We start from the raw sequence: 17,047 nt of genomic DNA, 5'->3' as shown, positions 1-17,047 counted from the left end.
AGGGCGGCGGCGTGTCAGTACGGCTTGCTTGCCGTACAATATTGGCTCTGCGCTTCCCCTGAAAGTCTCCCATGATCGATGTAGTCTGGCTCGGCGGCGCCGCCTTCGCCGCCGGCCTGGTCGACGCCGTTGTCGGCGGCGGCGGCCTGATCCAGCTTCCCGCCATGTTCTCCCTGTTGCCGAAAGAAGCGCCGGCAACCATCCTCGGCACCAATAAACTCGCAGCGATCTTCGGCACCAGTTCGGCCGCCGTCAGCTACGCGCGTCGGGTGCGGGTCGCGTGGAGCACCGCCGCGCCGGCCGCCATCGCCGCGTTTGCCCTATCCTTCGTCGGCGCCTGGACCGTGACGCGGGTGCCGGCCGATTTCGTGCGTGCGCTGCTGCCCTTCGTCCTGGTGGCGGTCGCCGTGTATACCTTCATGAAGAAGGATCTCGGCGCGGTGCACGCCCCACTGCACAGCGGGATGGCCGAGCGTTACTGGGCCGTCGGCATCGGCGCCGCCATCGGTTTTTATGATGGCTTCTTTGGACCGGGCACCGGCAGCTTCCTGCTGTTCCTGTTCGTACGCTTCTTCGGCTTCGATTTCCTGAGCGCCTCGGCTGCGGCCAAGGTCGTCAATGTCGCCTGCAATCTGTCGGCGCTGATGTGGTTCGGCTATAGCGGCCATTTGCTGTGGCAACTGGGCTTGCTGATGGCGGGATGCCAGATCGTCGGTTCCTTGATCGGCACCAGGCTGGCCTTGAAGCACGGCAGTGGGTTCGTGCGCAAGCTGTTCCTGCTGGTCGTGTCGGCGCTGATTGTAAAGACAGCCTACGACTCGTTCACAAAGCTGGGCTGGTAAGTCCTGTTCCACGTGAAACATCAAAGCCGGGTTTCTACCCGGCTTTTTTTCGTTCACTGTTCCACGTGAAACATGCCAGTAAGAACTGAAGAACAAGGTTTCACGTGAAACAAAATCTGTCGTTTTCAGACCCTTGCAGAGTCCAGCAGGAAAAAAGAATCTATAATCGCGCATTAGTCTCCTCGCTCCACACCCCATCATGCTATTTCCTACTGAATTCGACGTCATCGTCGTCGGCGGCGGCCATGCCGGAACCGAGGCCGCACTCGCGTCCGCACGCACCGGTCAAAAGACCCTGCTGCTGACCCACAATATCGAAACCCTCGGCGCCATGTCTTGCAATCCGTCGATCGGCGGCATCGGCAAGGGTCACCTGGTCAAGGAAGTCGACGCCCTTGGCGGCGCCATGGCCATCGCGACCGACGAGGCGGGCATCCAGTTCCGCATCCTGAATTCGTCCAAGGGCCCGGCCGTGCGCGCCACCCGCGCCCAGGCCGACCGCGTGCTGTACAAGGCGGCGATCCGCGCACGCCTGGAAAACCAGCCGAACTTGTGGCTGTTCCAGCAGGCGGTCGATGACCTGATGGTGGAGGGCGACCGCGTGGTTGGCGCCGTGACCCAGGTGGGCCTGAAGTTCCGTGCCCGCGCCGTGGTGCTCACCGCCGGCACTTTCCTGGACGGGAAAATCCACGTCGGCCTGCAGAACTATTCGGGCGGCCGCGCGGGCGACCCGCCGGCCACCTCGCTGTCGGCGCGCCTGAAGGAACTCAAGCTGCCGCAGGGCCGCCTCAAGACGGGCACGCCGCCGCGCATCGATGGCCGCAGCATCGACTTCTCGGTGCTGACCGAACAGCCGGGCGACCTCGATCCGGTGCCGGTGTTCTCGTACATGGGCAATGTGGCGATGCATCCGCGCCAGGTGCCGTGCTGGGTGACGCATACCAATGAGCGCACCCACGACATCATTCGCGCCGGCCTGGATCGCAGCCCGATGTACACCGGCGTGATCGAAGGCGTCGGCCCGCGCTACTGCCCGTCGATCGAGGACAAGATCCACCGCTTCGCATCGAAAGAGTCGCACCAGATCTTCCTCGAGCCGGAAGGCTTGACCACCAACGAGTTCTACCCGAACGGGATCTCGACCAGCCTGCCGTTCGACGTCCAGCTGGAGCTGGTGCGCTCGATGCGCGGCATGGAGAACGCCTTCATCCTGCGTCCCGGCTATGCGATCGAATACGATTACTTCGACCCGCGCGGCCTGAAGGCGTCGCTGGAAACGAAGGCGATCAAGGGCCTGTTCTTTGCCGGCCAGATCAACGGCACCACCGGCTACGAAGAAGCCGCGGCCCAGGGCCTGCTGGCCGGCCTGAACGCCGCGCTGCAAACCCAGGGCAAGGATGCCTGGACGCCGGGCCGCTCCGAAGCCTACCTTGGTGTGCTGGTCGACGACCTCACCACGCAAGGGGTGGCCGAGCCCTACCGCATGTTCACCAGCCGCGCCGAGTACCGCCTGTCGCTGCGCGAAGACAACGCCGACATGCGCCTGACCGAAATCGGCCGCCAGCTGGGCATCGTCGACGACGCGCGCTGGCAAGCGTTCGAGACCAAGCGTGAATCCGTCGCCCGCGAACTGGAGCGCCTGAAATCGACCTGGGTCAACCCGCGCATCCTGGCCGCCGCCGAATCGGAGCGCGTGGTGGGCCAGGCGCTCGAGCGCGAATACAACCTTGCCGACCTGCTGAGAAGGCCGGGCGTCGAGTACGACACCCTGATGACGATGCAGGGGAACGAGGGCCAGCCGCTGGCCGGCCCCGGCGTCGACGACCCGGCGGTAAAGGAGCAGGTGGAAATCCAGCTCAAGTATTCGGGCTACATCGATCGCCAGGCGCGTGAAGTCGAGCGTCATGACCATTACGAAAACCTGAAGCTGCCCGAGAACCTGAATTACCTCGAGATCGCCGCGCTGTCGTTCGAGGTGCGCCAGAAGCTCGATAAACAGCGTCCCGAAACCCTGGGCCAGGCTTCGCGCATCTCTGGCGTGACCCCGGCGGCGATCTCGCTGCTGCTGGTGCACCTCAAGAAACGCGGCGTCAAGGGCTTTGCCCCGACCACCTCGGAGGCGGCGCAATGAAATATGCGTTCGACCGCGATGCGCTGGCCAGGGTGCTGGCCGATGGCATCGCCGAAATGGGCCTCGACGTGAGTTTGGCCCAGCAGGGCAAGCTGATGGCCTACCTGCAGCTGATGCACAAGTGGAATGCGGTGTACAACCTGACCTCGCTGCGCGACCCGATGCAGATGGTGACCCATCACCTGCTCGATTCGCTGGCCGCGGTGCCGGCATTTGCCGATGCGCGCAATGTGCTGGACGTGGGCGCAGGGGGCGGATTGCCGGGCATCGTGCTGGCCATTACCCGGCCCGACATGAAAGTGGCGATGATCGACACCGTGCACAAGAAAACCGCCTTCCTCACGCAAGTGAAGGCCGAACTGGGCCTGGCCAACGTGACCGTGCACACGATGAAGGTGCAAGACTTGGCCGTGAGCGACAAATTTGACGTCATCACCTCGCGCGCTTTCGCGGACCTGTCCGACTTCGTCAACTGGTCGGGACACCTGTTGCAAGAGGGCGGCAAATTCATCGCCCTGAAAGGGGTGGCGCCAAGCGAGGAACGCGAACGGCTGCCCCAGGACTGGAAAGTGACGGGTTTGCAGCCGCTGCAGGTGCCAAGGCTGGGCGCAGAGCGGCACCTCGTCTTCATCGAGCGAACTTAGTAAACAATATTAACTGTATAAACCGTTTATATCGTTTATTCAGTATGAATCATTTAAACGGTTTGTACGGTATGAACGGTATGGCGTCTTGTAGCCGCTTTCAGGAAAGAGAATAGATGGCGAAGATTTTTTGCGTTGCGAACCAGAAGGGTGGGGTAGGCAAGACCACCACCACCGTCAACCTGTCGGCGGGCCTGGCAAAGCTGGACCAGCGCGTGCTGCTGGTCGACCTCGACCCGCAGGGCAATGCGACCATGGGCGCGGGCATCAACAAGGCCGCGCTCGAGTCGTCGATCTACCAGGTGCTGCTGGGCGAGTCGGACGTGGCCGGGGCCCGGGTGCGCTCCGAGGCGGGGCGCTTCGACGTGCTGCCCGCCAACCGCGAGCTGGCCGGCGCCGAAGTCGAGATGGTGTCGCTCGAAAACCGCGAACGTCGCCTGAAGGATGCGCTGGCCGCGGTCGACGCCGACTACGACTTCATCCTGGTCGACTGCCCGCCCGCGCTGTCGCTGCTCACGCTCAACGGCCTGTGCGCCGCGCATGGCGTGATCATCCCGATGCAGTGCGAGTACTACGCGCTCGAGGGCCTGTCCGACCTGGTCAACACGATCAAGAAGGTGCACGCCAACCTGAACACCGACCTCAAGATCATCGGCCTGCTGCGGGTGATGTTCGACCCGCGCATGACCTTGTCGCAGCAGGTCTCGAACCAGCTCGAGCAGCACTTCGGCGACAAGGTGTTCAAGACCATCATCCCGCGCAACGTCCGCCTGGCCGAAGCGCCGTCCTACGGCATCCCGGGCGTGACCTTCGATCCTTCGTCGAAAGGCGCGCAGGCGTACATCGCCTTCGGCGCGGAGATGGTCCAGCGCATCAAGACCATGTAATCACCAGAAGAGCTGACACAACAATGGCAACCAAAAAACTCAAGGGACTGGGCCGCGGGCTCGACGCCCTGCTCGGCGGCGACATGGACGCCGCGCCCGCCGCAAGCAATCTGCCTTCGGTCCTGGCGGTCACCCAGATCCAGGCTGGCAAGTACCAACCGCGTACCCGCATGGATGAAGTAAGCCTGTCCGAGCTGGCCGCCTCCATTAAAACCCAGGGCATCATGCAGCCGGTGCTGGTGCGTCCGCTGCCGGCGGGATCCAGCACGCCGTACGAGATCATCGCCGGCGAGCGGCGCTTCCGCGCGGCGCAGATGGCGGGCCTCGAAGAGATCCCGGTGCTGGTGCGCGACGTCGACGACCAGGCCGCCGCGGCCATGGCCCTGATCGAGAACATGCAGCGCGAAGACCTGAACCCGCTGGAAGAAGCGCAGGGCATCCAGCGCCTGATCTCGGATTTCAATTTCACGCACGAGCAGGCGGCCGGCGCCGTCGGCCGCTCGCGCAGCGCGGTGTCGAACCTGCTGCGCCTGATCAACCTGGCGCAGCCGGTGCAGACCATGCTGATGGCGGGGGATATCGACATGGGCCATGCCAGGGCCCTGCTGGCGGTCGACAGCGCGAACCAGATCGCGCTGGCCAACCACGTGATCGCCAAGCGCCTGTCGGTGCGCGAGACCGAGAAGCTGGTCGCGCGCGCGCTCGAAGAGCAGGACGCTCCGGCCCAGCCGGCGCGCGCCAGGGACAAGCCGGGCGACATCGTGCGCCTCGAAGAAGAACTGTCCGACAAGCTGGCGACGCCGGTGTTGTTCAAGATGGGCGCCAAGGGCAGGGGCCAGATGATCATCGACTTCGCCGACCTGGATATCCTGGAAGGTGTGCTCGCGCGTCTGCGCGCGTGAAAAAACAGGGACGCCACCTGGACGCATGGGGTGGCGTCGCAGGGGCCGGCGACCTCGCCGGCCGCTATCGCGTTGGCCACCTTGTGCGCGTTAGCGCTACCAACTCTCGTGCCGTCCGGTCCGCTCCAGCGGCTACGTACAACAGCGCAATTGTCACATCACCCCATATACACCATTTGAGCGTAAGTAGCTGAAAATATTGCGCTATCAGTCGGCATCGTGTCACATTTTCGCCAACTATTCGTCCCAGTTATAAGTGTGGAATCGTTTGACTCACGTCCGTATAACCACTTATAATTCCGGCGATTCTTGTAATTATCACCTCGTAGTACGTCCAAAATGCGCTAGCGCAAGAGCTAAAAGAATATGCTACGCATCGTTTCCCTGCAGTTGATAGCAACGGTAGTCGTCGGCCTGATCGCCGCACTACTGGGGGGATGGGCTGCGATGTTTTCGGCTGTACTGGGCGGTTTGTGTTGTGTCGTGCCCAACGGGATCATGGCAGTGCGCTTGTTCGCCGCGTCCGCGTCTGGAACGGCAACTCCCGCGACATTTTTCATCTGGGAATTTGTAAAGATTGCATTAACGCTGGCGCTTTTAGGCGCAACTGCGTGGCTGTATCACGATCTAAATTGGCTGGCACTGGTTGCTGGGATCATCGTGGCACTGAAAAGTTACATCATCTTATTATTTAGGCAATGACAACATGGCGACTCCAGTAGACGGCGCAGCGCACGCGCCCACCGCTTCAGAATACATCGTTCACCACCTGGGCCACCTGAAGAACCAGTATCAGGTGGGTCCGGTCGACTTTTCGGTCATCCACTACGATACCCTGTTCTGGTCGATCGCGATGGGCCTGACCGCCTGCCTGCTGATGTGGGCCGCCGCGCGCAAGGCGACGTCGGGCGTTCCCGGCCGTTTCCAGGCCTTCGTCGAAATGATGTTCGAAATGGTCGACGACCAGGCCAAGACCATCGTGCACGGCGACCGCAGCTTCATCGCTCCGCTGGCATTGACCGTGTTCGTCTGGATCGTCCTGATGAACGCACTGGACTTGCTGCCGGTCGACATGTGGTCGTGGCTGTTCGCCGCCTTCGGCGTCGAGCACATCTTCCCGTATCACCGCGTGGTCCCGACCGCCGACCTGAATGCGCCGATCGGCATGTCGCTGGGCGTGCTGCTGCTGATGGTCTACTACGGCATCAAGATCAAGGGCTTCGGCGGCTGGCTCCACGAATTGTTCGCAGCACCGTTCGGCATCTGGATGGCGCCGTTCAACCTGCTCCTGAACCTCATCGAATACGCAGCAAAAATGGTGTCGCTCGGTATGCGACTGTTCGGCAACATGTTTGCCGGCGAACTGCTGTTCCTCTTGATCGCACTGCTGGGCGGGACCGCGACGATGTTCGGTTTCATCGGCCACGTGATTGCCGGTTCCATCTGGGCGATCTTCCACATCCTGATCGTGATCCTGCAGGCATTCATCTTCATGATGCTGACGCTGGTTTACCTCGGTCAGGCTCACGAAGGCCACTGATCGAAGCCGCAAGCATCGAGTGAATGTGGTTGTAAAGAAGTTGTAGTTTTTAATTTAGTTTTTAATTTAACTTTTGGAGTTTTTCATGACTGACCTTTCTTTTGTTGCACTGGCTTGCGGTTTGATCATCGGTCTGGGCGCAATCGGCGCTTGTATCGGTATCGCTCTGATGGGCGGTAAATACCTGGAAGCTTCTGCACGTCAGCCAGAACTGATGAACACCCTGCAGACCAAGATGTTCCTGCTGGCTGGTCTGATCGACGCGGCATTCCTGATCGGCGTTGGTATCGCCATGCTGTTCGCGTTCGCTAACCCGTTCGTTCCAGTCTAAGACTCGCCTCTCGAGGTCTTGAAGGGCCGAACCAGTTTCTGGTTCGGCATCCGTGTTTCTAAGAAGGATAAACCCGTGAACCTTAATTTCACCTTGGTTGCACAGCTGGTGGTGTTCTTCATCCTGGCGCTGTTCACGATGAAATTCGTGTGGCCGCCGCTGATGAAGGCGCTCGACGAGCGCGCTGCGAAGATCGCGAGTGGCCTGGCCGCTGCCGATCGCGGCAAGGCCGACCTGGCCGCCGCAGAAAAGCGCGTCCAGACCGAACTGGCTGGCGCCCGTGACGAAGTACAGAAGCGTATCGCCGACGCCGAAAAGCGCGCTGCAGCGATCATCGAAGAAGCGAAGAAAACCGCCGCCGAAGAAGGCGCACGCATCGTCGCCGCTGCCAAGGCCGACGCCGAGCAGCAAGTGACCCGCGCGCGCGAAGAACTGCGTGGCCAGGTTGCAACCCTCGCGGTTGCCGGCGCCGAGCAGATCCTGAAGCGCGAAGTGAACGCAGCGGCTCACGCCGACCTGCTGTCGAAACTGTCGACCGAGCTCTGATCATGGCTGAACTCGCAACCGTCGCCCGCCCTTACGCCGAAGCGCTGTTCCGTGTCGCCCAATCCGGCGACATGAACGCGTGGTCGGCCATCGCGTCGGAACTGGGCCAGATCGGCGCCATTCCCGATGTGCAGGCCTTCGCCAGCAACCCGAACGTCACGCAGGCACAACTGGCGGACACGATTGCGTCGCTGGTCAAGGCTCCGCTGAATGCTGAAGCGAAGAACTTTATCGCGATGCTGGCCGAAAACGGCCGCATCAACCTGCTGCCCGAGATCAGCACCCAGTTCGCGATCCTGAAGAACGCGAACGAAGGCGCAGCCGACGCGACGATCTTCAGCGCGTTCGAGATTTCGGCCGACCAGCTGTCGCAGCTGGTCGCCACGCTGGAAAAGAAATTTGGCCGCAAGCTGAACCCAACGGTGACAGTGGATCCCTCGCTGATCGGTGGTGTGCGCGTGGTCGTCGGCGACGAAGTGCTCGATACCTCGGTCCGCGCCAAGCTGCAACGGATGCACGTTGCGCTGGCGTCGTAATCGATAGTGTGCACTCGCATCGGCCGACGTCCCGCCCTTGCCCTACGCATCAAGAAACTATAATTGGAGTTAGCTAGCATGCAACTTAACCCATCTGAAATCAGCGAGCTGATCAAGAGCCGGATCCAGGGCCTGGAAGGCTCTGCAGACGTCCGCAACCAAGGCACCGTGATCTCGGTCGCCGACGGTATCTGCCGCATCCACGGTCTGTCGGACGTGATGCAGGGCGAGATGCTGGAATTCCCAGGCAACACCTTCGGCCTGGCGATGAACCTGGAGCGCGACTCGGTCGGCGCCGTCATCCTGGGTGCTTACGAGCACATCTCGGAAGGCGATACCGTCAAGACCACCGGCCGCATCCTGGAAGTGCCGATCGGTCCTGAACTGCGTGGCCGCGTGGTCAACGCACTGGGCCAGCCGATCGACGGCAAGGGTCCGATCGCCACCACGCTGACCGCCCCGATCGAAAAGATCGCGCCAGGCGTCATCGCGCGTGAATCGGTGTCGCAGCCTATGCAGACCGGCATCAAGTCGATCGACGCGATGGTGCCGATCGGCCGTGGCCAGCGTGAGCTGATCATCGGCGACCGCCAGACCGGTAAATCGGCTGTCGCAGTCGACGCGATCATCAACCAGAAAGGTCAAGGCGTCACCTGCGTGTACGTCGCGATCGGCCAGAAGGCATCGACCATCAAGAACATCGTGCGTTCGCTGGAACAGCACGGCGCGATGGAATACACCATTGTTGTCGCGGCATCGGCGTCGGAATCGGCCGCCATGCAGTACATCTCGGCCTACTCGGGCTGCGCAATGGGCGAATACTTCCGCGACCGCGGCGAAGACGCGCTGATCGTCTATGACGACCTGTCGAAGCAAGCTGTCGCTTATCGTCAAATTTCGCTGCTGCTGCGCCGCCCACCAGGCCGCGAAGCATACCCAGGCGACGTGTTCTACCTGCACAGCCGTCTGCTCGAGCGCGCAGCCCGCGTGAACGCCGACTACGTCGAGAAGTTCACCAACGGCGCCGTCACCGGCAAGACCGGTTCGCTGACCGCACTGCCGATCATCGAAACCCAGGCTGGCGACGTCTCGGCCTTCGTGCCGACCAACGTGATTTCGATTACCGACGGCCAGATCTTCCTGGAGACCTCGCTGTTCAACGCCGGTATCCGTCCTGCGATCAACGCCGGTATCTCGGTGTCGCGCGTCGGTGGCGCCGCCCAGACCAAGGTCATCAAGGGCCTGTCGGGCGGTATCCGTACCGACCTGGCGCAGTACCGTGAACTGGCTGCGTTCGCGCAGTTCGCATCGGACCTGGACGAGTCGACCCGCAAGCAGCTGGACCGCGGCGCGCGCGTGACCGAGCTGCTGAAGCAGCCGCAGTTCTCGCCGCTGTCGACCTCGCTGATGGCCGCATCGCTGTTCGCCGTCAACAAGGGCTACCTGGACGACATCGAGGTCAAGAAAGTGCTGCCGTTCGAGCAGGGTCTGCACGGCTTCCTGAAGTCGGGCCACGCCGCCCTGCTGTCGAAGATCGACGAAACCAAGCAACTGGACAAGGACGGCGAAGCTGCGCTGGCCGCCGCCATTGCTGATTTCAAGAAATCCGGCGCATATTAATTGATGGACCGGCGCCGCTTGAATAGCGGCGCCGGTGCCCGGAAGGAGTAAGGACTCATGGCAGCAGGCAAAGAGATTCGTGGCAAGATCAAGAGCGTAGAGAATACGAAGAAGATCACCAAGGCGATGGAAATGGTCGCCGCATCGAAAATGCGCAAGGCGCAGGATCGCATGCGCGCCGCCCGTCCCTACAGTGACAAGGTTCGTAACATCACCGCCAATCTGGCCAACGCAAACCCGGAGTACACGCACGCATTCATGGCGCAAGCCAAGGGCGTGTCGGCAAAGGCAGTGGGTTTCATCGTCATCACGACCGACAAGGGTCTGTGCGGCGGCATGAACACCAACATCCTGCGCCAGGTAACGCAGAAGGCGCGTGAGCAGGAGCAGCTGGGCAACCGTGTCGAGGCAGTCGCCATCGGCAACAAGGGCCTGGGCTTCCTGAACCGCGTCGGCATGAAGCTGGTGTCGCAAGCGACCCAGCTGGGCGATGCCCCGCAACTGGACAAGCTGATCGGACCGGTCAAAGTGATGCTGGACGCGTACCAGGAAGGCAAGCTCGATGCCGTCTACCTGTGCTACACCAAGTTCATCAACACGATGAAGCAGGAAACGATGGTCGAGCAACTGCTCCCGCTGCCAGCCAAAGCGCTGGAAGCCGATGCAGGCGCCCACAGCTGGGACTACATCTACGAACCGGAAGCGCAAGTCGTCATCGACGAGCTGCTGGTGCGTTATGTGGAAGCGCTGGTGTACCAGGCAGTGGCGGAAAACCTGGCGTCGGAACAATCGGCGCGCATGGTCGCGATGAAGGCCGCGAGCGATAACGCCGGCAGTGTCATCAGCGACCTGAAGCTGGTCTACAACAAGACCCGCCAGGCTGCGATTACCAAAGAACTCTCCGAGATCGTGTCGGGTGCCGCAGCCGTCTAAGGCCGCGCCCAGCGATCAAGTAAAAGAATCTAACTATATATCTGAAGGAACGAACATGGCTGATGGCAAAATCGTTCAGTGTATCGGCGCCGTGGTTGACGTGGAATTCCCACGTAACGCCATGCCGAAAGTGTACGACGCACTGAAAATGGAAGGCTCCGAACTGACCCTGGAAGTCCAGCAGCAGCTGGGCGACGGCGTGGTCCGTACCATTGCTCTGGGCAGCTCGGAAGGCCTGCGTCGCGGCATGATGATCCAGAACACCGGCAATCCGATCATGGTGCCAGTCGGCGTGCCGACCCTGGGCCGTATCATGGACGTGCTGGGCAACCCGATCGACGAATGCGGCCCGGTCAGCCATGAGCGCATGGCATCGATCCACCGCGATGCGCCGGCCTACGACGAGCTGTCGCCGTCGACCGACCTGCTGGAAACCGGCATCAAGGTCATCGACCTGGTCTGCCCGTTCGCCAAGGGCGGTAAAGTCGGCCTGTTCGGCGGCGCCGGCGTCGGCAAGACCGTCAACATGATGGAACTGATCAACAACATCGCCAAGGCACACTCGGGTCTGTCCGTGTTCGCCGGCGTGGGTGAGCGTACCCGTGAAGGTAACGACTTCTACCACGAAATGGCCGATGCAAAAGTCGTCGACCTGGAAAACCCAGCCAACTCGAAAGTGGCGATGGTCTACGGTCAGATGAACGAACCACCAGGCAACCGTCTGCGCGTCGCGCTGACCGGCCTGACCATGGCGGAAGCGTTCCGTGACGAAGGCAAGGACGTCCTGTTCTTCGTCGACAACATCTACCGCTACACCCTGGCCGGTACCGAAGTCTCGGCACTGCTGGGCCGTATGCCATCGGCAGTGGGCTACCAGCCGACCCTGGCCGAAGAGATGGGCCGTCTGCAAGAGCGCATCACCTCGACCAAGACCGGTTCGATCACCTCGATCCAGGCCGTCTACGTCCCTGCGGATGACTTGACCGACCCGTCGCCTGCAACCACCTTCGCCCACCTGGACTCGACCGTCGTTCTGTCGCGTGACATCGCATCGCTGGGTATCTACCCTGCGGTCGACCCACTCGATTCGACCTCGCGCCAGCTGGACCCGCTGGTCGTCGGCGAAGAGCACTACTCGACCGCGCGCGCCGTGCAGGGCACCCTGCAGCGCTACAAGGAACTGCGTGACATCATCGCGATTCTGGGCATGGACGAACTGGCGCCGGAAGACAAGCTGGTCGTCGCTCGTGCACGTAAGATGCAGCGTTTCCTGTCGCAGCCGTTCCACGTCGCTGAAGTCTTCACCGGCGCCCCAGGCAAGTACGTTTCGCTGAAAGACACGATCAAGGGCTTCAAGATGATCGCATCGGGCGAACTGGATCACCTGCCGGAGCAAGCGTTCTACATGGTCGGCACGATCGAAGAGGCAATCGAGAAAGCCAAGAAACTGGCTGCCTAAGTCGGCTTCTTCATTCAAACTGAAGGACACACATGGCAAACACATTTCTCGTTGACGTAGTCTCGGCCGAAGAACAGATCTTCTCCGGCCAGGCCGAATTCGTCGCGTTGCCGGGTGAAGCGGGTGAGCTGGGTATCTACCCGAAGCACACCCCCTTGATCACGCGCATCCGCCCGGGCGCCGTGCGCATCCAGGTGGCCGGCGGCGGCGAAGAGTTCGTCTTCGTAGCCGGCGGTATCCTCGAAGTGCAGCCGAACGGCGTGACCGTGCTGGCCGACACCGCGATCCGCGGTGGCGACCTGGACGAAGCGAAAGCAACCGCGGCCAAGAAGCAGGCCGAAGAGCTGATGCTGAACAAGGATTCGAACATCGACTACGCGAAAGCCCAGGCCGAGATGGCCGCGGCGGTCGCGCAGCTGGCGGCGATCCAGAAGCTGCGGTCGAAAGGCCGTTGAGCTTCATAGCTCGGCAATAGAAGGGGCAGCCTGCGGGCTGCCTTTTTTTTGTTCGCGATCAGTATGGCCGTATCGATACAGCGATTGACGCTCTTCAGGATCGTGCATAGCATTGTTAGTCGACGAAGTCGCATCGCCAAATTTGATCAATTTTGCGCGCTAAGGTAAACTACCTCCAACAACACCCGCCGCCACGCGCTCTACCAAGAGCAGTGTAAAAATGGCGGGTTTTTTTTGTCGGTACAAAATGCAATACGCTAAGCCTGTACTGTCTGTCGCTGACAGCGTTGTACGTCTCAAGAACAAGGGCTTGGTAGTGGCGAATGACGCGGACGCAGAACGCTTTCTGCGTGCAGTGGGCTACTTCCGGTTCCGCGGCTATGCCTTGCCTTTTATGCAGCAGGCGCCTGTCGGGTTCTTGTATGGGAACAGGCAATTTAAACCCGGCACCACTTTCGATGACATACGGCAGATCTACGAGTTCGATCGCGCGCTCAGGTCGCTTGTGATGGAACAGATCGACAGGATCGAAGTTGCCGTTCGCACTGCCATTCTTCAGGAATTGAACACCCACTTCGGTACGCATTGGTATCTCGACTTTACGAAAGTCGTATTCAAGAATGCATCAGACCAGGCAAAGTGGTTTGGCGAGGTAGCCAGGGAAGTACAGCGGTCTGAAAAGCAAAAGTTTATTGCTCATTACCACGCGAAATATACCAACCCGCGTTTGCCGCCTTCTTGGGCGGTAGCCGAGTGCCTTTCGTTCGGTAAATGGTCGACGCTCTACAAGGAGCTCGCGCATGGCAAGAGTGCGATCGCAAATATGTTTGGCCTGTCGGCTCCAGTGCTCGAATCCTGGCTCCACAGCTTGAACAACCTACGTAATGCCTGTGCGCACCATGGACGAATCTGGAATCGTTCTCTGCCGTTCGATCCACAATCGCATCCACGTTATTCGGCGCACTTCGCCCATCCGTCCCGCTTCTATTCTCGTGCTGCGGTCATCCGCATCATGACCACGGCTATTGATGGGAACCCGTTCTTTTCGGACGGCTTGCGATATCTGTTCCATTCGTATCCGATGATCAATCCGGCGCAGATGGGTTTTGGCCAAGGCTGGGACCGAGATCAGCTCTGGGTATAGATCGAACCTGGCGCCTCGGCGCGACAGGCGACAGGACCCTCTCGCACCCATCGCGCAGGCTTTTATCCGGTCTTTTCAGCACTTCATCGGATTATTTACCATTTGTGATACGGCAGAGTTACAGTAGCAAGATCACAACTCGTCAAGAAGGGTAGCCGTCATGCTGAAACTCTCCGCCGTCGCCGTTGCTGTCGTCCTGCTGTCGAACCCGATGCTCGCGCAAGCGCAGCAACCAGCCACCAGGGCCGCCTCGGCGCAATCCCTGGCCACCAAGCTCGATGCGCTATTCAAACCCCAGTACAAGGCGGAAGACCCCGGCGCCACGGTCATCGTGGTCAAGGACGGCAAGACGGTGTTCAGGAAGGCCTATGGCGCCGCCGACGTGGCCGCCAAGACGCCGCTGACGCCCGGTACCGTGCTGCGCCTCGGCTCGATCACCAAGCAGTTCACGGCGGTGGCGATCCTGATGCTGGCCGAGGAGGGCAAGCTGGCCCTGAACGATCCCATTACGCGCTTCTTCCCCGACTATCCGACCGGCGGCAAGGTCATCACCGTCGAGCACCTGCTGACCCATACCTCGGGCATCGTCAGCTACACCGGCAAGTCGGGCTATGTGTCGACGATGGCGAAAGACTTCACCGTGGCCCAGATGATCGACGGCTTCAGGAACGATCCGCTCGAGTTCGAGCCCGGCACCCAGTTCCGCTACAACAACAGCGGCTACTTCCTGCTCGGCGCGATCATCGAGCGGGTTTCGGGCACGAGCTACGCCAGCTTCCTCGAGCAGCGCATCTTCACGCCGCTGGGCATGAAGGACACCGCGTATGAAGGCGTCGAGCGTTCGAACGCGCCGCGCGCGATCGGCTACAGCGCGCAGGAGAAGGGGTTCGCGCCGGCGCAGCCCCTGTCCATGAGCCAGCCGTATGCGGCCGGCGCGCTGGTCTCCACCGTGGACGACCTGGCGAAATGGGATGCCGCCATCGCGTCCGGCAAGCTGCTCAAACCCGCGAGCTGGAAGATGGCCTTCACGCCCTACCAGCTGACTCCCGAGAAGTCGACCGGTTATGGTTATGGCTGGGGCGTCGGCACCCTGCAGGGCACGCCGGTCATCGAGCATGGCGGCGGCATCAATGGTTTCAGCACCTATGCGCTGCGCCTGCCGGAAAAAAAGATCTTCGTCGCGGTGCTGGGCAATGCCGACAGCGGCAGCGCCAACCCGGAGGTGCTGGCCAAGAAGGCGGCGGCGCTGGCGATGGGCAAGCCGTTCATGGAGCCGAAGGCATTCAAGCTCGATGCCAAGGCCCTCGACGGGTTCACAGGCGTATATGACATCGACGGCAAGGAAAAGCGCATCTTCACGAGCCGCGACGGCAATCTCATGATGGCCCGCGGCGACCGCTCGCCGGCCGCCCTGACGCCTTATTCGAAGGACGGCTTCTTCTTCCCGGGGACGCTGGCGCGCTTCGAGTTCGGACGCGATGCGCAAGGCAAGGTCACCCACGTCACGGTCGACAACGCAGGCGAGCGGACGCGCAACGAACGCGTCGGCGATGCGCCTGCCGAACGGGAGGCGGTGAAGATCGACAACGCCGGCTTCGATGCGCGCGCCGGCGCCTACCAGCTCGCGCCGCAGTTCACGATCACGCTGAGCCGGGAGGGCGAACGCTATTATGCGCAGGCGACCGGACAGCGCAAGATCGAGATCTTCCCGGCCAGTGAGGACGTGTTCTTCTCGCGCGACGTGAATGCCGAACTCAGGTTCGAGAAGGGCGCGGATGGCGCGCCGGTGGTCGTATTGCACCAGAACGGCCAGGCCACGCCCGGCAAACGGCTGCAGTAAGCACTCACCAAGAGTACTGAATGAGCTGGCCGCGGCTTATTTCGCGGCCTGCTCCTGCGCCAGCCGCAAGGCCACCTTGTGCCTGAAATAATCGTCCTTCACGTAGCGGTACAGGTTTTCGCCCGGGCACACCGTCTTGTCCGAATAATCGCGGTGGCTCTGAATGTCGTCCAGCGAGACCTGGTGCTTCGCGGCGAGCATGGCCATCAGGCCCACCACCGCATCGAGCTGCGGCTGGTTCGGCTCCACTTCTTCGAAATTGCCGACCACCTCGATCAGCGCATGTCCCTTGGGGTCGTAGTCGGTATTGGTGTCGCCCGCATAGGCGAGGTCGCGCGCGCCGTAGATGCGGCCATCGAGGTCGATCACGTAGTGGTAGGGGATGTCGAGCCAGCCTTTCTCGGCACGCGACCAGGCCTGCAGGCGGCGCAGGTAGGCTTGCGGGTCGGCGCCCGGCTTGAACGGTTCGCCCTGGTGGTGCAAGGTGATGTGGGTGATCCGGTGGCGCCGCGCCTTCGTCGCGTCGGCCGGCGTGCCGCCCCAGCTGGCGACCGGCACGATGGCGCGTTCGAGGTCGGGCAGGGACTCGGCGCCGTGCGCGCCGCCGATCGAGAACGCCAGCGCAATTGCGGCGCCAATATGTGAAACAGATGCGCGTGAAACAGATGCAGGGATCATGGCAGAATATCCAACATGGATGAGCCATCATCTTTCCACGTTTGACCGTGCAGCGCCAGCATATGCAAACCTGATAAGCTGATTCCAACGATAACAACAGCAGAGCACACCATGCGAACCATCACCCAGATCCTCCGCGACAGCAAGATTATCGCCATCGTCGGCATGTCGAACAAGGAAGACCGCGCCAGCAACGAAGTGGGCGCCTACTTGCAGCACAACGGCTACCGCATCCTGCCCGTCAACCCGAGCTATGCCGGCCAGACCATCCATGGCGAGACGGTCTACGCCAGCCTGCAAGAGGCCGCCGATGCCATCGCCGGCAGCGGCCAACGTATCGACATCGTCGACTGCTTCCGCAAATCCGAAGACATCGGCCCGATCGCGCGCGACGCCATCGCCGTGCGCGCCAGCTGCCTGTGGATGCAGCTCGATATCGAGAACCAGGCCGCCGCCGACCTGGCGCGCGCCGCCGGGCTGGACGTGGTCATGAACCACTGCATCAAGATCGAGCACCGCAGCCTGGAGGGATGAGAAAAAAGCGTTGGCCGCCGGGGTT

Annotated in this window: 18 protein-coding genes; 17 read left to right on the top strand and 1 reads right to left on the bottom strand. The window is 61.5% G+C overall.

Annotated features, from left to right (window positions below; genetic code table 11):
* Positions 1–71: 71 nt before the first annotated feature.
* The 16 genes from HMPREF9710_RS03760 to HMPREF9710_RS03685 all read left to right on the top strand — a co-directional run bounded on the left by HMPREF9710_RS03760 (position 72) and on the right by HMPREF9710_RS03685 (position 15,810).
* A complete protein-coding gene (locus HMPREF9710_RS03760) occupies positions 72–842 on the top strand; it encodes a sulfite exporter TauE/SafE family protein (protein WP_005664052.1) in 771 nt (256 codons plus the stop codon).
* Between the two features lie 199 nt (positions 843–1,041).
* Entirely contained in the window at positions 1,042–2,973 is a 1,932-nt protein-coding gene (gene mnmG, locus HMPREF9710_RS03755) for a tRNA uridine-5-carboxymethylaminomethyl(34) synthesis enzyme MnmG (protein ID WP_005664050.1), read from the top strand.
* Positions 2,970–3,617, top strand: coding sequence for a 16S rRNA (guanine(527)-N(7))-methyltransferase RsmG (gene rsmG / locus HMPREF9710_RS03750; protein WP_005664048.1), 648 nt, complete (start codon positions 2,970–2,972; stop codon positions 3,615–3,617). The genes mnmG and rsmG overlap by 4 nt, the downstream gene beginning before the upstream one ends.
* 116 nt (positions 3,618–3,733) lie before the next feature.
* On the top strand, positions 3,734–4,504 hold the full coding sequence (locus HMPREF9710_RS03745) for a ParA family protein (RefSeq protein ID WP_005664046.1): 771 nt from the start codon (positions 3,734–3,736) through the stop codon (positions 4,502–4,504).
* Positions 4,505–4,527: 23 nt separating this feature from the next.
* Positions 4,528–5,406 carry a ParB/RepB/Spo0J family partition protein gene (locus tag HMPREF9710_RS03740; protein WP_005664045.1) on the top strand — a complete coding sequence of 293 codons (879 nt, stop codon included), beginning with the start codon at positions 4,528–4,530 and terminating at the stop codon, positions 5,404–5,406.
* A gap of 366 nt (positions 5,407–5,772) precedes the next feature.
* On the top strand, positions 5,773–6,108 hold the full coding sequence (locus HMPREF9710_RS03735) for an ATP synthase subunit I (RefSeq protein WP_040774964.1): 336 nt from the start codon (positions 5,773–5,775) through the stop codon (positions 6,106–6,108).
* Between the two features lie 4 nt (positions 6,109–6,112).
* A complete protein-coding gene (atpB, locus tag HMPREF9710_RS03730; RefSeq protein ID WP_005664043.1) occupies positions 6,113–6,946 on the top strand; it encodes a F0F1 ATP synthase subunit A in 834 nt (277 codons plus the stop codon).
* 85 nt (positions 6,947–7,031) lie between these two features.
* On the top strand, positions 7,032–7,277 hold the full coding sequence (atpE, locus tag HMPREF9710_RS03725) for a F0F1 ATP synthase subunit C (RefSeq protein WP_005664041.1): 246 nt from the start codon (positions 7,032–7,034) through the stop codon (positions 7,275–7,277).
* A gap of 75 nt (positions 7,278–7,352) precedes the next feature.
* Entirely contained in the window at positions 7,353–7,823 is a 471-nt protein-coding gene (locus HMPREF9710_RS03720; protein ID WP_005664039.1) for a F0F1 ATP synthase subunit B, read from the top strand.
* Positions 7,824–7,825: 2 nt separating this feature from the next.
* Positions 7,826–8,359, top strand: coding sequence for a F0F1 ATP synthase subunit delta (locus HMPREF9710_RS03715; protein WP_005664037.1), 534 nt, complete (start codon positions 7,826–7,828; stop codon positions 8,357–8,359).
* A gap of 78 nt (positions 8,360–8,437) precedes the next feature.
* Positions 8,438–9,979 carry a F0F1 ATP synthase subunit alpha gene (gene atpA / locus HMPREF9710_RS03710; RefSeq protein ID WP_005664034.1) on the top strand — a complete coding sequence of 514 codons (1,542 nt, stop codon included), beginning with the start codon at positions 8,438–8,440 and terminating at the stop codon, positions 9,977–9,979.
* A 57-nt stretch (positions 9,980–10,036) separates the two neighbouring features.
* Entirely contained in the window at positions 10,037–10,912 is an 876-nt protein-coding gene (gene atpG / locus HMPREF9710_RS03705) for a F0F1 ATP synthase subunit gamma (RefSeq protein ID WP_005664033.1), read from the top strand.
* 55 nt (positions 10,913–10,967) lie between these two features.
* Positions 10,968–12,371, top strand: a complete 1,404-nt coding sequence (atpD, locus tag HMPREF9710_RS03700) for a F0F1 ATP synthase subunit beta (protein WP_005664031.1) — start codon at positions 10,968–10,970, stop codon at positions 12,369–12,371.
* Between the two features lie 32 nt (positions 12,372–12,403).
* Positions 12,404–12,826, top strand: coding sequence for a F0F1 ATP synthase subunit epsilon (locus tag HMPREF9710_RS03695; protein WP_005664028.1), 423 nt, complete (start codon positions 12,404–12,406; stop codon positions 12,824–12,826).
* Between the two features lie 247 nt (positions 12,827–13,073).
* Positions 13,074–13,970 carry an Abi family protein gene (locus HMPREF9710_RS03690; protein ID WP_051205009.1) on the top strand — a complete coding sequence of 299 codons (897 nt, stop codon included), beginning with the start codon at positions 13,074–13,076 and terminating at the stop codon, positions 13,968–13,970.
* A gap of 160 nt (positions 13,971–14,130) precedes the next feature.
* Positions 14,131–15,810, top strand: a complete 1,680-nt coding sequence (locus tag HMPREF9710_RS03685; protein ID WP_005664024.1) for a serine hydrolase — start codon at positions 14,131–14,133, stop codon at positions 15,808–15,810.
* 36 nt (positions 15,811–15,846) lie between these two features.
* On the opposite strand, the gene HMPREF9710_RS03680 is transcribed toward HMPREF9710_RS03685, so the two are convergent.
* Positions 15,847–16,488 carry a peptidoglycan recognition protein family protein gene (locus tag HMPREF9710_RS03680; protein WP_005664022.1) on the bottom strand — a complete coding sequence of 214 codons (642 nt, stop codon included), beginning with the start codon at positions 16,486–16,488 and terminating at the stop codon, positions 15,847–15,849.
* 111 nt (positions 16,489–16,599) lie between these two features.
* Here HMPREF9710_RS03680 and HMPREF9710_RS03675 point away from each other — a divergent pair, with 111 nt between their 5' ends.
* The gene (locus HMPREF9710_RS03675; protein WP_005664020.1) at positions 16,600–17,022 is read left to right on the top strand and encodes a CoA-binding protein; all 423 of its coding nucleotides are present in this window, start codon (positions 16,600–16,602) and stop codon (positions 17,020–17,022) included.
* The last annotated feature ends 25 nt before the right edge of the window (positions 17,023–17,047 follow it).

This window comes from Massilia timonae CCUG 45783, from assembly GCF_000315425.1.
Classification (GTDB): Bacteria; Pseudomonadota; Gammaproteobacteria; order Burkholderiales; family Burkholderiaceae_D; genus Telluria; species Telluria timonae.
The sequence above is the reverse complement of the archived record's forward strand: the minus strand, read 5'-3'. Positions and strand labels throughout refer to the sequence as shown.

What these genes read in the sequence shown, in the direction of transcription:
- HMPREF9710_RS03675 (WP_005664020.1), top strand. Translation starts at nt 16,600, where the DNA reads ATGCGAACCATCACCCAGATCCTCCGCGACAGCAAGATTATCGCCATC.
- HMPREF9710_RS03745 (WP_005664046.1), top strand. Translation starts at nt 3,734, where the DNA reads ATGGCGAAGATTTTTTGCGTTGCGAACCAGAAGGGTGGGGTAGGCAAG.
- HMPREF9710_RS03690 (WP_051205009.1), top strand. Translation starts at nt 13,074, where the DNA reads ATGCAATACGCTAAGCCTGTACTGTCTGTCGCTGACAGCGTTGTACGT.
- HMPREF9710_RS03740 (WP_005664045.1), top strand. Translation starts at nt 4,528, where the DNA reads ATGGCAACCAAAAAACTCAAGGGACTGGGCCGCGGGCTCGACGCCCTG.
- HMPREF9710_RS03735 (WP_040774964.1), top strand. Translation starts at nt 5,773, where the DNA reads ATGCTACGCATCGTTTCCCTGCAGTTGATAGCAACGGTAGTCGTCGGC.
- HMPREF9710_RS03760 (WP_005664052.1), top strand. Translation starts at nt 72, where the DNA reads ATGATCGATGTAGTCTGGCTCGGCGGCGCCGCCTTCGCCGCCGGCCTG.
- HMPREF9710_RS03715 (WP_005664037.1), top strand. Translation starts at nt 7,826, where the DNA reads ATGGCTGAACTCGCAACCGTCGCCCGCCCTTACGCCGAAGCGCTGTTC.
- HMPREF9710_RS03680 (WP_005664022.1), bottom strand. Translation starts at nt 16,488, where the DNA reads ATGATCCCTGCATCTGTTTCACGCGCATCTGTTTCACATATTGGCGCC.
- atpG (WP_005664033.1), top strand. Translation starts at nt 10,037, where the DNA reads ATGGCAGCAGGCAAAGAGATTCGTGGCAAGATCAAGAGCGTAGAGAAT.
- atpB (WP_005664043.1), top strand. Translation starts at nt 6,113, where the DNA reads ATGGCGACTCCAGTAGACGGCGCAGCGCACGCGCCCACCGCTTCAGAA.
- HMPREF9710_RS03695 (WP_005664028.1), top strand. Translation starts at nt 12,404, where the DNA reads ATGGCAAACACATTTCTCGTTGACGTAGTCTCGGCCGAAGAACAGATC.
- HMPREF9710_RS03685 (WP_005664024.1), top strand. Translation starts at nt 14,131, where the DNA reads ATGCTGAAACTCTCCGCCGTCGCCGTTGCTGTCGTCCTGCTGTCGAAC.
- atpE (WP_005664041.1), top strand. Translation starts at nt 7,032, where the DNA reads ATGACTGACCTTTCTTTTGTTGCACTGGCTTGCGGTTTGATCATCGGT.
- atpD (WP_005664031.1), top strand. Translation starts at nt 10,968, where the DNA reads ATGGCTGATGGCAAAATCGTTCAGTGTATCGGCGCCGTGGTTGACGTG.
- atpA (WP_005664034.1), top strand. Translation starts at nt 8,438, where the DNA reads ATGCAACTTAACCCATCTGAAATCAGCGAGCTGATCAAGAGCCGGATC.
- rsmG (WP_005664048.1), top strand. Translation starts at nt 2,970, where the DNA reads ATGAAATATGCGTTCGACCGCGATGCGCTGGCCAGGGTGCTGGCCGAT.
- mnmG (WP_005664050.1), top strand. Translation starts at nt 1,042, where the DNA reads ATGCTATTTCCTACTGAATTCGACGTCATCGTCGTCGGCGGCGGCCAT.